At 40.5% G+C, this 14688-nt stretch carries 12 protein-coding genes; 11 read left to right on the forward strand and 1 reads right to left on the reverse strand.

What is annotated here, in order from left to right; translation table 11 throughout:
* Positions 1-515 precede the first annotated feature (515 nt).
* Positions 516-944, forward strand: a complete 429-nt coding sequence (locus A6M13_RS11100; protein WP_066546182.1) for a hypothetical protein — start codon at positions 516-518, stop codon at positions 942-944.
* Between the two features lie 208 nt (positions 945-1152).
* Here A6M13_RS11100 and A6M13_RS11105 read toward each other — a convergent pair whose 3' ends face one another.
* Entirely contained in the window at positions 1153-2028 is an 876-nt protein-coding gene (locus tag A6M13_RS11105; protein WP_066546184.1) for a LysR family transcriptional regulator, read from the reverse strand.
* A gap of 254 nt (positions 2029-2282) precedes the next feature.
* Between A6M13_RS11105 and A6M13_RS11110 the strand changes: the two genes are divergently transcribed.
* The 10 genes from A6M13_RS11110 to A6M13_RS11155 all read left to right on the forward strand — a co-directional run bounded on the left by A6M13_RS11110 (position 2283) and on the right by A6M13_RS11155 (position 14677).
* Entirely contained in the window at positions 2283-4370 is a 2088-nt protein-coding gene (locus tag A6M13_RS11110; RefSeq protein WP_066546185.1) for a (Fe-S)-binding protein, read from the forward strand.
* Positions 4370-6103 carry a thiamine pyrophosphate-requiring protein gene (locus A6M13_RS11115; RefSeq protein ID WP_066546187.1) on the forward strand — a complete coding sequence of 578 codons (1734 nt, stop codon included), beginning with the start codon at positions 4370-4372 and terminating at the stop codon, positions 6101-6103. The genes A6M13_RS11110 and A6M13_RS11115 overlap by 1 nt, the downstream gene beginning before the upstream one ends.
* 45 nt (positions 6104-6148) lie before the next feature.
* Positions 6149-7129: a Bug family tripartite tricarboxylate transporter substrate binding protein gene (locus tag A6M13_RS11120; protein WP_066546189.1), complete on the forward strand. Its 981-nt coding sequence runs from the start codon at positions 6149-6151 to the stop codon at positions 7127-7129.
* A 31-nt stretch (positions 7130-7160) separates the two neighbouring features.
* On the forward strand, positions 7161-7625 hold the full coding sequence (locus tag A6M13_RS11125) for a tripartite tricarboxylate transporter TctB family protein (protein WP_066546191.1): 465 nt from the start codon (positions 7161-7163) through the stop codon (positions 7623-7625).
* Positions 7626-7636: 11 nt separating this feature from the next.
* The gene (locus A6M13_RS11130) at positions 7637-9145 is read left to right on the forward strand and encodes a tripartite tricarboxylate transporter permease (protein ID WP_066546194.1); all 1509 of its coding nucleotides are present in this window, start codon (positions 7637-7639) and stop codon (positions 9143-9145) included.
* Positions 9146-9534: 389 nt separating this feature from the next.
* Positions 9535-10302 (forward strand): electron transfer flavoprotein subunit beta/FixA family protein, encoded by a 768-nt coding sequence (locus A6M13_RS11135; RefSeq protein ID WP_066546196.1) that lies wholly within the window; start codon positions 9535-9537, stop codon positions 10300-10302.
* Between the two features lie 25 nt (positions 10303-10327).
* Positions 10328-11302, forward strand: coding sequence for an electron transfer flavoprotein subunit alpha/FixB family protein (locus A6M13_RS11140; protein ID WP_066546199.1), 975 nt, complete (start codon positions 10328-10330; stop codon positions 11300-11302).
* 13 nt (positions 11303-11315) lie between these two features.
* Entirely contained in the window at positions 11316-12509 is a 1194-nt protein-coding gene (locus tag A6M13_RS11145; protein WP_066546202.1) for a CaiB/BaiF CoA transferase family protein, read from the forward strand.
* 13 nt (positions 12510-12522) lie between these two features.
* Positions 12523-13485, forward strand: a complete 963-nt coding sequence (locus A6M13_RS11150; RefSeq protein WP_066546205.1) for a hydroxymethylglutaryl-CoA lyase — start codon at positions 12523-12525, stop codon at positions 13483-13485.
* Positions 13486-13513: 28 nt separating this feature from the next.
* Positions 13514-14677: an acyl-CoA dehydrogenase family protein gene (locus A6M13_RS11155; RefSeq protein ID WP_066546208.1), complete on the forward strand. Its 1164-nt coding sequence runs from the start codon at positions 13514-13516 to the stop codon at positions 14675-14677.
* The last annotated feature ends 11 nt before the right edge of the window (positions 14678-14688 follow it).

Genomic DNA, 14688 nt, shown 5'->3' on the forward strand with positions numbered 1-14688 from the left:
TGTTATGTCCTACAACGAAAAAAGACCTTTCATGTGCAACTGCACATAAAAGGCCTCTAGTTTTCTAGTCGGTCTCGTGTATGGATGGCTCAATTATAAACACAATAAAACTTAGTTGTAAAGTGCGGATTTAAAAATATATATTTAGTTATACGTGTTGATGAACAATGATTTAGCTTTTCACATCGGTGCAATGGGCTTTTTGCCGCCTATATTTCGCGTCGTTCATGTCTTAAGGAACGTGCTTTTCTACGGCGTTTCATTTCAATGCGCCAAGAAATATTGCTTACAATTCATTCGCTCAGACGCTACAAAACTACAGAATAGCATGTATATTTTTGGTGGAGAACGCGCGCCACTTCACTAAAATAGAATTCAATGTTGAAACTATTTTAGCAGTCAATATTAGTTTTAATGTCGACTTCATTATCTTGTTTGGTGTTAATAACAGAAACTATGTCGTCATGCTAAACTAATTATATGAAACACTCGAACGGATAAGAAGGGGGAATAATATGAAGAAAATCGTCATGGTCATACTGTTTTTATTGTTGGCGGGTTGCGTACAAACGAATGTGTATGACAGTTCGTATATAAGTGAGGAAGACGTTATTGCAGCACTGCAACATGTTCAAATACCTGTTACGCCAACGTCGAAGCGAGGGGATGAGCTTTTTACGTCTACATTAAATTCGGTGAAGCCAAGCGTCTATGACATGGATAAGCAAACACTCATTATATATGTATTTGAAAATACCGAGCAACGTGCAGACAGTGAGTGGGAATTTACTGAGCAGACCGCTTCAATGAACGTCGTTTCATATAAAGCATTTACGAAACGAAATGTGTGGCTACTGTATGTGCATGGAGAAGAACTGAACGCGCCGAGCATACCGTATGTAGAGGACATAGAATCTGCGTTAGAGAGTTTGGTGGAAGGGTGAAGGGATCAAGCGGTTTGGTAGACTCATTAGTATCTAGATAAAAAACAGGCAGCCAGTGTGACAATCGGCTGCTTGTTTTTTATAGAAGCTTAAACGTTCAACTCAAGCAGTTAATCGTTCAGATGAGCATTTTTCTACGATTACAATGAGGTTCATTCTGATACAGTCACTTGTGCAATGAGATTCTTTTTAGTCAGCGTGTCTATTATTAAAATGAATCTAAGAAATGCTGAGCTACTTTTGATAATGGACGGTCTTTATTCCAAACGAGCGATGTTTTATTAAAAAGGTCACAATCTTCAATTTCGATAATATCAATTTCATGCTCATGTGATAAAAGTGTTGACTTTGGCAAAACAGCTGCGCCCATGCCAGTTGCGACAAACGAGCAAATAATAGAGGCATCATGGCATTCACAGACGATATTTAATTTAATGCCTTGTTTTACGCATAAATTGTGGAATGAATTGTACATGCCGTATTTTTCCTCACGAATAATCATAATAAGCGGAATATCTGTTAAATCCTTCATTGAAATAGATGTTTTCGTTGATGGCCAATTCCATTGTTTTGGAATAAAGAGTACATATGGTTCGACTTGCAGTGTTTTCGTGTCATAGTCGAGATGAATATCTGCTGCGAAACGTACCACAGCAAATTCCACTAAACGTTCATCTAAAAACTTCAACACTTCGTACGGATGTCCATCGACTATGCGGAATGTCACAAGTGGATAATCCTGCTGAAATGATTGAATACGTTCGGGGAGGAAATTAATTGCACATGTTTTTGCTGTACCGATTGCGAGTTGTCCACGCAAGCCATCGCCGGTCTCTTTAACTTCTACAACGGTATCTTCTAATTGATGTAAAATACTAACAGCACGTTGGTACAATAATTGACCTGCTTCTGTTAGCTCTACGCTACGACTATTGCGGAAAAATAAAGCCGTACCCAACTCCTCTTCCATAATCTTTAATTGATGACTTAATGGGGGCTGTGCCATGTTTAATTTCTTCGCCGCACGTGTAATTTGCCCCTCATCTGCTACCGTAACAAAGTAGCGTAATTGTCGAATATCCATCGTCTCATCCTTCCTATACTTTTAATGTATCTCAAACATATAATAAAGATATTTGTACTATAGTAATACCGGTGATAAGATAAACGTAAATATTTTCAGAATAATCAAATTGATGAAGAAAGTTGATTTTTCGAGCTTATTTTTCATTAAAAGTAGATTATTTGTTTTATGCACATAAATATCTTCTATAGATATCGTGCCATAAAATAATAAGAAAGTAAACTTTAAAAGTATGGTTGAGGGGAGTTGGTTCTGTGTTAATGTATATCAATTTAGCGGCAGTTATTATTGTCGTTGCGTATGCGCTGTATTTATTTTTCCAAATGGTGTACAGCCGCTATACATTTATTAAATTAGGCAAAAAGCCGAACATGGAGTGGAATGTTGGAGAGCGTGTCCGCACTGTTATCATCAATGGATTTGGACAAAAGAAATTGTTTAAAGATAAAAAAAGTGGAATTATGCACGCTATTTTATTTTATGCCTTTTTTATCATTCAAATTGGATTGATTGAAATCATTATTAAAGGCTTTAGTAAAGGATTTGAGTATCCATTAGGAAGCTTCCATAAATATTTTAGTTTTTTACAAGAATGGACGACGTTTTTAATGTTAGGTGCCGTATTGTATGCCTTTTACCGTCGTTACATCGAGAAACTAAAGCGCTTACAGTGGAAACGTGATGCAAAAGCAGCTTTTGTTGTCATTGCATTAACAGTTTTAACGACGACGATTTTATTAACGCTTGGCTTTGAATCCATCATGCTAGAGCGCGAAGCAAACTTTGTGTACGCACCATTTTCAAGTTTAGTGCTAGTTGTATTTGGCTTTGTAGGTCCGACAATTGGTGCAGTACTGTTTTATGTGTTCTGGTGGATTCACTTATTAACGGTGCTTGTCTTTATGGTCTTTGTACCACAGTCAAAACAAGCGCATGAATTATTTGCACTGTTTAATTTATTTTTCAAAAAAGCAGGTCCGGTTGGCCGTCTATTAAAAATTGACTTTGAAGATGAAACATTAGAGGAATTTGGTGTTGGGAAGATTGAAGACTTTACACAGCGTCAATTAATTGATTTGTATGCATGTGCAGAATGTGGTCGTTGTACAAATATGTGTCCAGCATCTGCTACAGGCAAAACATTATCTCCGATGAATTTAATTGTTAATTTACGTAATCATTTAACGGATAAAGGTGCACTTATTACATCGCGCGCGCCATGGGTACCAGCACTTGCGTTTTCAGCTGACACGTCTGCTAATCAATTGGCGTTACAAGCCAGTGGTGGTGCGACAATTGATACGGTAGAAATGCCACAGCTTATCGGCGATGTTGTTACATCAGAAGAATTATGGGCATGTACAACGTGCCGTAACTGTGAAGATCAATGTCCAGTAATGAATGAGCATGTTGATAAAATTGTGGATTTACGCCGTTACTTAGTAATGACACAAGGCGAAATGCCATCAGAAGCATCACGTTATTTCCAAAACATCGAACGTCAAGGTAACCCATGGGGCACAAACCGTAACGAGCGCGTGAAGTGGCGTGAAGGTATGGAGGATATTGTAAAGACAGTAGATGAAGTAGAAGAATTCGATGTGTTGTATTGGGTCGGTTCAATGGGCTCATATGATATTCGTAACCAACGTATCGCCCAAGCATTTGCACGTCTTATGCACGAAGCGGGTGTGAAGTTTGCGATTTTAGGTAATCACGAAGGCAACTCAGGGGATACAGCGCGCCGTATGGGGAATGAGTATTTATTCCAAGATTTGTGTGCACAAAATATTGCAGTATTTGAACAATATAATGTGAAAAAAATTGTGACAACAGACCCACATGCATTTAATAGCTTTAAAAATGAATACCCAGAGTTTGGGTTAGAAGCGGAAGTAGTTCACCATACAGAGCTATTACGTGATTTACTTCAACAGAAAAAAATTGTACCAACAGAACGTGTTGAAGAAAAAATTGTTTATCATGATTCATGCTATATCGGGCGTTATAACGGTATGTATGATGCACCGCGTGACATTTTAAGCATGATTCCAGGTGTTGAGATTTTAGAGATGAAACGTAATCGTGAAGATGCATTATGTTGTGGCGCTGGTGGTGGCGGTATGTGGATGGAAGACCGTCAAGGCACGCGTATTAACTTAGCACGTACAGAAATGGCACTTGAAACGAATCCAACAATGATTGGTAGTAACTGTCCATACTGTTTAACAATGTTATCAGATGGTACGAAGGCAATGGAAGTAGAGGAAGATGTTCAAACATTAGATATTGCCGAAATTATTGATCGTTCGGTGGTGTATACAAAAGGAGTGGTGAATTGATGAAAACCGCACAACACGTAGCAACCGTGACAACGGGTGAAGCACTAATGGAAGCGTTACAGGAAGTAGGTATTTCCTATTTATTCTGCAACTTAGGGAGTGACCATCCTTCAATTATTGAAGCACTCGCAAAAGCGAAGCAAGAAGGACGTTCATTGCCAAAAGCGCTTGTGTGTCCACATGAAAGTGTTGCGTTAGCAGCAGCACAAGGATATGCGATGACATCTGGGGAAGCCCAAGGTGTCATCATTCATACCGATGTGGGGACGCAAAATTTAGGAGGCGCTATTCACAATGCGTTTCGCGCACGCGTGCCAGTCTTTATTTTTGCTGGAGAAACACCGTACACAATGGAGGGCGAGTTGCCGGGAAGCCGTAACTCGTACGTCAACTATTTACAAAATGTGTACGACCAGCGTGGCATAGTGCGCTCATATGTAAAATGGGAGGGTGATATTCGTACAGGTAAAAATGTTAAACAATTAGTGTACCGCGCGATGCAAATGGCGAAAAGTACACCAGCAGGACCTGTGTATTTAACAGGTGCGCGTGAAGTGTTAGAGGAGCAAGTCGAGCAACGCGAAAATGTATGGCCAAATTGGACAACGATTACGGAAGCTGGCATGCCACCACAACATATCGAACAAGTAGGAGATGCACTTATTCAAGCGAAGAATCCGGTTATCGTGACATCGTATGTAGGGAAAAATCCACAAGCAGTAGATGCGCTCGTGGCTCTTTGCGAACAACTGGCGATTCCAGTTATTGAGCATATTCCAACATATGTAAACTTCCCGCGCAATCATGCACTTCATGCAGGATATGATCCACATGCGCTCATTACGGAAGCAGATGTGATTGTGGCACTTGATACAGATGTGCCATGGATTGTTACACAAGCAACACCGAAGCCAGATTGTGCGGTGTATTTCATTGATCCTGATCCTATTAAGGAAGAAATACCGCTTTGGCATATTGCGACAACACAATCATACCGTGCCGATGCGTATGAAACATTGAAGCAATTAGGCGCTTATGTGGCAGAACAGGCAGTGGATGTATCACATGTTACGACACGTTTTACACAGTGGGAACAGCGCTTTACAGAGCAGCGTGCACAGTGGGCGCAGGCAGTCACACATAACGAGGTGATTACACCTGAATGGCTAACCGCTTGCTTAGCACAAGTTGTGGACGATGACACAATTATTTTAGATGAAACAATTACGAGTACAATGACAGTGTGTAAATATTTACCACGTGTAAAGGCTGGTACATACTTCACAAGTGGCGGAACTTCTCTTGGTTGGAATGGTGGTGCAGCAATCGGTATGAAATTAGCAAATCCGACGAAGCATATCGTGAGCTTAACTGGAGATGGCACATATTTATTTAGTGAACCTGCAGCTGTTCATTGGATGGCACGTCGTTATGATACACCATTTTTAACCGTCATTTATAACAATGAAGGCTGGAACGCGACGAAGATGAACTTACTGAAGCGCTATCCAGATGGAGTAGCAAAACAAACAGACAGTTATTGGGTAAACTTTGATCAGTCAGCAGATTTAGCAAAAATTGCAGAAGCAGCTGGAGGCGCTTTTGCACAAACGGTGAGCGACCCACAGGATGTAGTAGCCGTATTGCAACAAGCGATGGACTGTGTAAAAGCAGGACGCAGTGCGATTGTTGATGTTCGTTTAGCAGCCATTTCTGCGCAAACGGATTACTAGCGTGTAAAAGGGTTGGTCGAATTTATAATTATAGGGGGAACTTGAATGAAAAAATTCATGTTAACGTGTGTACTACTGATGGCTTTAGTGTTAGCAGCATGTTCAGGTGAGACAGCTCAGTCTAGTGATACAGATTATCCAGAACGACCAATCGAAATTATTGTACCGTTTGCACCTGGTGGCTCGACAGATATTGGGGGACGTATTTTAGAGAAATACTTACCTCAATATTTACCAGAAGCGCAATTTGTTATTGTTAATAAGCCAGGTGGCAGTGGGACAATTGCCCTTTCTGATTTATACGCTTCAAAACCAGATGGCTATACATTAGCATTAACGACTCACCGCGCATTAGCACTACAGCCGTTATATGGCACAACAAAATACAATCATGAAAGCTTTTTACCAATTGCTAAAGTATTTGGTAATCAGCAAATCCTAGTTGTAAAAGCCGATGCACCATGGCAAACATTTGAAGAATGGTTAGCGTATGTAAAGGAAAATCCAAATGAATTTACATTTGGTGTATCAGGTGGGATTGGTTCAGGCTCACATTTACCAATGGCAGAGCTAGAGTTACAAGCAGGCATTAAAGTGAAAGCGGTACCATTTGAAGGCACACCACCAGCGATTACAGCCATTTTAGGTGGTCACGTACAAGGGGCGATTTTACAGCCAAGTGATGCGAAGCCATTAATCGAATCAGGTGAATTACGTGCGATTTTCAATGCAGGTAGCGTACCAGTTCCGTACTTCCCAGAAATTCCATTATTAATCGATAAAGGCTTTGATATTGCATATGACAGTAATACGTCATTAATTGCTCCAGCTGATTTGCCAGAAGGCATCCGTGTAAAATTACAAGAAGCACTAAAGAAAACGATGGAAGACCCAGAAGTAATTGCGGAGTTTGAAAAAGCAAGTTTACAAGTGCAATACGGTACAGCTGAAGAAGTACAAAAAGAGCTAGATGCTGAAAATGAAAAAGCAGCTGTTATTTTAAAAGAGCTAGAGTTAATCGACTAACAAGTAATGGAGCGAAAGGAATGAGGCGTATATGAAGGTAAACGTAAAAGACTTGAATGTCGGGGTATGGGCAGGGCTCATTATACTTGTCTTTGCCATTATCACGTTTATAATATCGTTTCAGTACAGCTACTCCGGGATTGTTGGTCCTGGGCCAGGGTTTTTTCCATTCTGGCTCAGCCTTATCTTAATTATTTTAGCGGTACTGTATATTTATGAAAGCTTTAAAGGTAAAAATGTAAGCGATGAGGAATGGCCGACAGGAAGGTCATTAAAAGATCTAATTTTCATTATGATTACATTAATGCTATTTTTACTATTATTTGTTTTATGTGGCTTTTTAATTGCGGGAACGGTCTTTTTATTCGTACTGTTCGTCAGAGAATTCAAGTTATTTGTGACAGTTTCTATGTCAGTAGGTATTACTTTATTTATTTACATCATGTTCAATAACGTATTGAAAGTACATTTACCTTCCAATGGAATTCTATTTTAGGGGGACAGGCGATGATAGATTCGTTTTTACTACTTCTTGATGGGTTCGCTACAGCATTAACGTGGTCGAACCTACTGTATTGCTTTATCGGTGTTATGCTCGGCATGATTATTGGTGTACTACCAGGCTTAGGACCAGTATCAGGGACGGCACTTTTAATTCCAATTACATTTGGAATGGAGCCTGTATCTGCCATTATTATGTTATCGGGTATTTTCTACGGGTCTATGTATGGCGGTACGATTACATCTGTATTAGTAAACGTACCAGGAGAGGCCGCGTCAGTAATTACATGTATCGATGGATATGAGATGACAAAGAAAGGCCGTGCAGGTGCGGCTTTAGGCGTAGCGGCAATTGGTTCCTTTATTGGTGGGATTGTTGCAGTTGTCGCACTTACATTTTTTGGTCCAATTTTAGCACAAGCAGCGCTAAGCTTTGGTCCGCCAGAATTTTTTGCCATCATGTTACTTGGCATGTTGATGATTGTCGCACTGATGGGGAAATCACTTGTTCGCGGTTTAATCGCAGCGATAATTGGTTTAATTTTAGCGATGGTCGGCCAAGATTTAGTATCTGGTGAATACCGTTTTACATTTGGTTCACTAGAGCTTATGGAAGGAATCGACTTTGCAGTAATGGCAATGGGTCTATTCGGAATTTCAGAAATTCTATTAAATGCAGAAAAACCGACGCGTATTGGACAGGTCCCAAAAGTAAAAGGATTATTACCGCAAAAAAATGAGTGGAATCCAACATTGAAGTCGGTTGGTCGCGGTACAGGTATCGGAATGGTGCTTGGGATGATCCCAGGTGCAAACTCGATTATTGCGTCAACATTTTCATACATGCTAGAAAAGAAAGTTGCGAAAGATCCAAGTCGTTTCGGTAAAGGAGCGATTGAAGGTGTAGCAGGTCCAGAAACAGCGAACAATGCGCATAGTGGTGCCGCACTGATTCCACTATTTTCACTTGGTTTACCTAGTTCACCAACGATGGCCGTGATTTTAGGTGCGTTCATTATGCATGGCTTAACGCCAGGACCAGCATTATTTACAAAAAACCCTGATTTTGTTTGGGGATTAATTGCTAGTATGTTTATTGGAAACTTGTTATTACTATTTTTAAATTTACCACTTGTCGGGCTATGGGCGAAAATTGCGATGATTCCGTATAAGCTATTATACCCAATCGTTTTAATGGTCATTCTAGTCGGCACATATAGTTTAAAAGGTAGCCTTTGGGATGTCGGCATGATGCTCGTATTCGGGATTATTGGTTATATTATGAAGAAGCTAGATATTCCGATGTCTGCGATGATTGTTACGTTTATTTTAGGGTCACAATTAGAGTCTGCAATGCTACAGTCGTTATCAATTTCTACCGAAGGATTCTTAATCTTCTTCACACGTCCAATTTCAGCCGTGATTTTAATTGTGGCGTTTGTTGTATTCGCGTTAAGTATTTTCAGTGGTGTGAAAAACAAACGTGGCAAGCTAGCAGCAGATGTTGAGATGTAAAAAGCATATATTTTTCGTCTATATATAAGAGTAAATACATAAAAAATATACTGTATAAGGGCGGAAAAATATTTTTTAAAGATGAGTAACGAATATTCGTTACTCGTTTTTTTTGTTTTTTAAGCAGTTTTTTTGGCGTTTATGTTTTAATTCGCTTGAAAATTTTATTGTTTTTTTGGTGTTTTACCAGTGGATTGATCTGGAGGTGAAAGTCTTAAAGCTTGGTACATCAATGTTTGTGAAAGGTAGATGCTTATCTATATTTAAAAAGTATATTAAAGGTATTATACCGATATTAGTAATCTGTGAAAAAGCATGTTAATTTTAAAAAAACAGAATATTCGAACTCACGAAAGTCCGAATGCATGACTAATTCTAGGAGGGTATGTATGAAAATTTTAGTGTTATTAAAGCAAACATTTGATACAGAAGAAGAAATTGTGTTAGTAAATAATGCGTTAAATGAAAGCGGTGTCAAATATGTGATTAACCCGTACGATGAGTATGCATTAGAGCAAGCCGTGTTATTAAAAGAACAGCAAGGCGCTGAGGTAACGGTTGTCACAGCTGGCCCAGTACGTGCAGAGGAAGCATTACGTACAGCAATTGCTGTCGGTGCAGATCGAGCGGTTCTAATTGATGATGAGTCGTTGGCGGGGGACGAATATACGATTTCAAAAGTACTCGTAGCATTCGCCAAGCAAGAATCATATGACTTAATTTTAGCAGGTCATATGTCAGTAGATGACGGTGCAGCACAAATTGGTCCACGTGTAGCAGAAGAGTTAGGTTTACCACATATTTCAACAATTACAAGCTTAGTGATTGATGGTCAAACAGCACGTGCAGAAAAAGATGTAGAAGGCGACTTAGAAACGATTGAAGTTACATTACCTGTGTTATTAACAGCACAGCAAGGCCTAAATGAACCACGCTACCCGACGTTACCAGGCATTATGAAAGCAAAGAAAAAGCCAATCGAACGCGTAACAGCTGCTGATTTAGGTATAGACACAGCAGCCATCGCGTCAAAAACAGCTATTTTAAATCAATACTTACCAGAGAAGAAAACAGCTGGTCGTATTTTAACAGGGGAATTAGCCGAGCAAGCAGCAGAGTTAGTGGATGTATTACGTAACGAAGTAAAAGTTGTCTAACGAGGATACGAAAGGGGATTAGCAAATGAGTAAACATGTAGTAGTTGTAGTAGAAAGTCGTGAAGGTACTTTACGTAACGTATCATTTGAGGTATTAACAGCCGCGCAAAAAATTGCGAGCGGTGGCAATGTAACAGCAGTTGTATTTGGTGCTGTAACAGAAGAGCAAGTACAACAGTTAGCACAATACGGTGCGGATACGGTCCATGTTGCACAACATGCCGATTTACAAACGTATTCAACAGACGGCTACACACAGGCCTTTACACAAGTGGTAGAAACGATAAAGCCAGATGCCGTGTTAATCGGACATACAGCCATTGGACGTGATTATGCACCGCGTGTAGCAGCACGTTTAGGACTTGGCTTAATTTCAGATTGTACGGGTGTCACAGTAGAGGGCGACGAAGTGATTTTCACACGTCCAATTTACGCAGGGAAGCTCTTCCAAACGAAGAAGGTAACAAGCGGCACGATTTTTGCGACAATTCGTCCAAACAATATCGAACTTGCTGAGCCGGACACAAGCCGCACAGCACAGGTTACTGAAACAGCAGTGGACGTAACAAATATCCGCACAGTTATTCAAAATATTGTACGTAAAACAACAGGTACGATTGACTTAACAGAAGCAAAAATTATCGTTTCTGGTGGACGCGGTGTAAAAAGTGCAGATGGCTTTGCACCAATTAAAGAACTAGCAGACGTACTAGGTGCAGCAGTTGGCGCATCTCGTGCAGCATGTGACGCAGGATATTGTGATTATTCAATGCAAGTTGGGCAAACAGGAAAAGTTGTAACACCAGATTTATATATTGCATGTGGTATCTCAGGTGCGGTGCAACATTTAGCCGGTATGTCAAACTCAAAAATTATTATTGCCATTAATAAAGATCCAGACGCGCCAATTTTTAAAGTAGCGGATTACGGTATCGTTGGTGATTTATTTGAAGTCGTACCACTACTAACAGAAGAATTTAAAAAGGTTCCAGCAGTATAAAGGAGGAAATTTGATGGCGAACATATTAGAAGGTTTGACAGTAATTGACTTAACACAAAACGTAGCAGGTCCATTTTGTTCACAAATTTTAGGAGACTTAGGCGCAACGGTCATTAAAATTGAACGTCCAGGGCATGGTGATGATACGAGACATTGGCATCCACCATTATGGGGCGAGGAATCATCAACGTTTTTAGCGTTAAATCGTAACAAAAAAAGTGTATGTGTCGATTTGAATGACCCAGTTGGACAAGAAATTGTGCAGAAGCTATGCGAAACAGCTGACATTTTTGTTCACAGTTTAAAGCCAGGTAGTGAAGAATCACGTGGCTTAGGATATGAACAATTGTCAAAAAACAACCCATCGCTTATTTACGCATCTATCAGTGCATTTGGAGATGTAGGCAAAATGAAAAATAAGCCAGGCTATGACCCATTAATTCAAGCCTATAGCGGCATTATGAGCTTAACAGGTAATGAAGGTGATGCACCGGCTCGTGTTGGGGTATCAATTGTGGATATGGCTACAGGTATGTGGTGTTTAATCGGTATTTTAAGCGCGCTACAGCATCGTCATCAAACAGGTGAAGGTAGTAAAGTAGCAAGCAGTTTATTAGAAACAGGCTTAGCATGGACAACGCTTCAATTATCAACATATATGGCATCAAAACGTTTACCGCGTAAATGGGGAACGGGCATGGCGACAACTGTACCGTACCAAGCATTTAAAACAAAAGGCGATCAATGGGCAATTATTGCAGCAGGAAATAACCGTTTGTTCAGCGCATTATGCGAAGCGCTTGATTTACAACATATGGTGGATGACCCGCGCTTTGCAACAAACTCAGCGCGTGTGGAGCACCGAAAAGAAGTACAAGAGCTAATCGAAGCACGTACAGTTACGTATGATGTCGATGATTTAGTAGCATTAATGGCGAAATACAACGTACCGAGCTGCCCAATTAATACATTAGACCGCGTATTAAAAGATGAGCAAGTTCATGCGTTAAACATGATTAAAGATGTAGAGGATTTCCGTGTAGAAGATTTCCGTATCGTGGACTTACCGTTCCGCATTAATGATGAGCGTGGTCATATTCAATCATTACCACCACTTCTTGGTGAGCATACAGACGAAATTTTACGTAGCTTAAACTTAACGGAAGAACAATTAGAGCACTTACAACAAGCATCTGTTGTGCGATAGGAGGGCGACGTACATGACGTTACCAGCACGCGTACAATTATACGAAGTCGGGCCACGTGAAGGCTTTCAATCAGAGCCAGTACTCGACACCGAAAAAAAGGTAGCCTTTGTGAATGCGTTAAGTCGTACAGGTTTACGACATATTGAAGTGACGTCATTTGTGAGCCCGAAATGGGTGCCACAAATGGCGGATGCTGAAGCACTACTGCGCGATATTGAGCGCGAACCGGGCGTTATTTATCGCGCGGCATACTTAAATATACAAGGTTTACAACGCGCACTACAAAGTGATGTGACACTAGATGGCAGCTTAGTGTTATCAGCGAGTGATGCATTTTCACAGCGCAATATGAACACGACAACTGCAGATATGTTTGCGAAATTGCCACAATGGATTGAGGCGTACAAGGCAGCGAATATTCGCGTGAAGCAAATGGGCTTTATGGCATCATTTGGCTGTAATTTCGAAGGCTATATTGAATTGTCACATTTAATGAAGCTTATGGATAATGTGATGAACTTAGCAGCAGATGCAGGAGAAAGCATTCAAAAAGTCAAGCTTGCTGACACGATGGGCTGGGCTAATCCGGAACAAATTAAACGTACAGTCCAAACGATTCAAGATAAATGGCCACATTTAGATATTCACCTGCATCTACACGATACACGTGGCTTAGGTTTAGCGAATGTGTATGCAGGCTTACAAGAAGGTTTATGGGAGTTTGATACCGCAATCGGTGGCCTAGGTGGCTGTCCGTTTGCAGCAGTAAAAGGCGCACCAGGGAATATTGCCACGGAAGATGTCGCATTTTTATGCGAGCAGATGGGCATTGATACGGGCTTACATTTACCAGCGTTAATTGATTGTGCAAATCTAGCAGAAGAACTTGTCGGTCGGGCATTGCCAGGACATTTAACAAAGGGCGGCTTACAAGCACACATTCGCCCACATACATGGAAACACGTGCAAGGATAATTAAACATACACATTGGAGGAATGGAACATGGTAGTAGCTTATTCAGATTTACAACAAGATATTCGTAACGGGGTGCGCGAAGTATGTGCACGTTTTGACTTAGAGTACTGGCGCAAATCGCACGAAGAAAATTTATACCCAACAGAATTCGTAAAAGCAATGAGCGATGCAGGCTGGTTAGGTGCATTAATTCCAGAAGAGTACGGCGGAGCAGGTTTAGGCTTCACAGAGGGCGCTATTATTTTAGAGGAAGTAAACCGCTCTGGTGGTAACGCTAACCAAGTACATGCGCAAATGTACACGATGGGTGCGCTATTACGTCACGGTAGTGAAGAACAAAAACAAAAGTATTTACCACAAATTGCATCAGGTGATTTACGTTTACAAACATTTGCTGTAACGGAGCCAGATGCAGGAACAGATACAACGAAATTAACGACATATGCTGTCAAAAAAGGTGACAAATATATTATTAACGGGCAAAAAATCTTCATTTCACGCTTTAACAATACAGATTTAATGCTGTTATTAGCACGTACAACGCCACTTGACCAAGTACAAAAGAAAACACATGGTATTAGTCTATTTTTAATTGATACACGCGAGGTAGGCGATGGTATTGAAGCAACAAAAATTCCAACGATGCTTGGCGGTGATACAAACCAATTATTTTTCAATGACTTAGAAGTATCAGAAGACTGCTTAATTGGTGAAGAAGGTCGCGGTTTATATTGCGTAATGGACGGCATGGTGGCAGAACGTTTATTAGTATCAGGTTCAGCACTTGGAAACGGTAAATGGTTTATCGACCAAGCAGTAAAATACGGAAACAGCCGCGTAGTATTCGATCGTCCGATTACACAAAACCAAGGCGTACAGTTCCCAATTGCACAAGCGTATATGGAACTACGTGCGGCGGAAGCATTAATGTATGAAGCAGCTGCTAAATTTGATGCGCAAGATCCAACAGCTGGTGCAGATGCAAACATGGCTAAATACTTAGCATCAGATGCAGCTTACCACGCAGCAGAAGCATGTATGCAAACATTCGGTGGATACGCAGCAGCGAATGAATACCATGTAAATCGTAAATGGATGCAAGCGCGCATGATGAAAATCGCGCCGATTTCATCAAACTTAGTTTTAAGCTATGTTGGTCAACACGTTTTAAAAATGCCTCGTTCTTATTAATAATTTGAAAG

The sequence above is a fragment of the Caryophanon tenue genome (assembly GCF_001700315.1).
In the GTDB taxonomy this organism is placed as follows: domain Bacteria; phylum Bacillota; class Bacilli; order Bacillales_A; family Planococcaceae; genus Caryophanon; species Caryophanon tenue.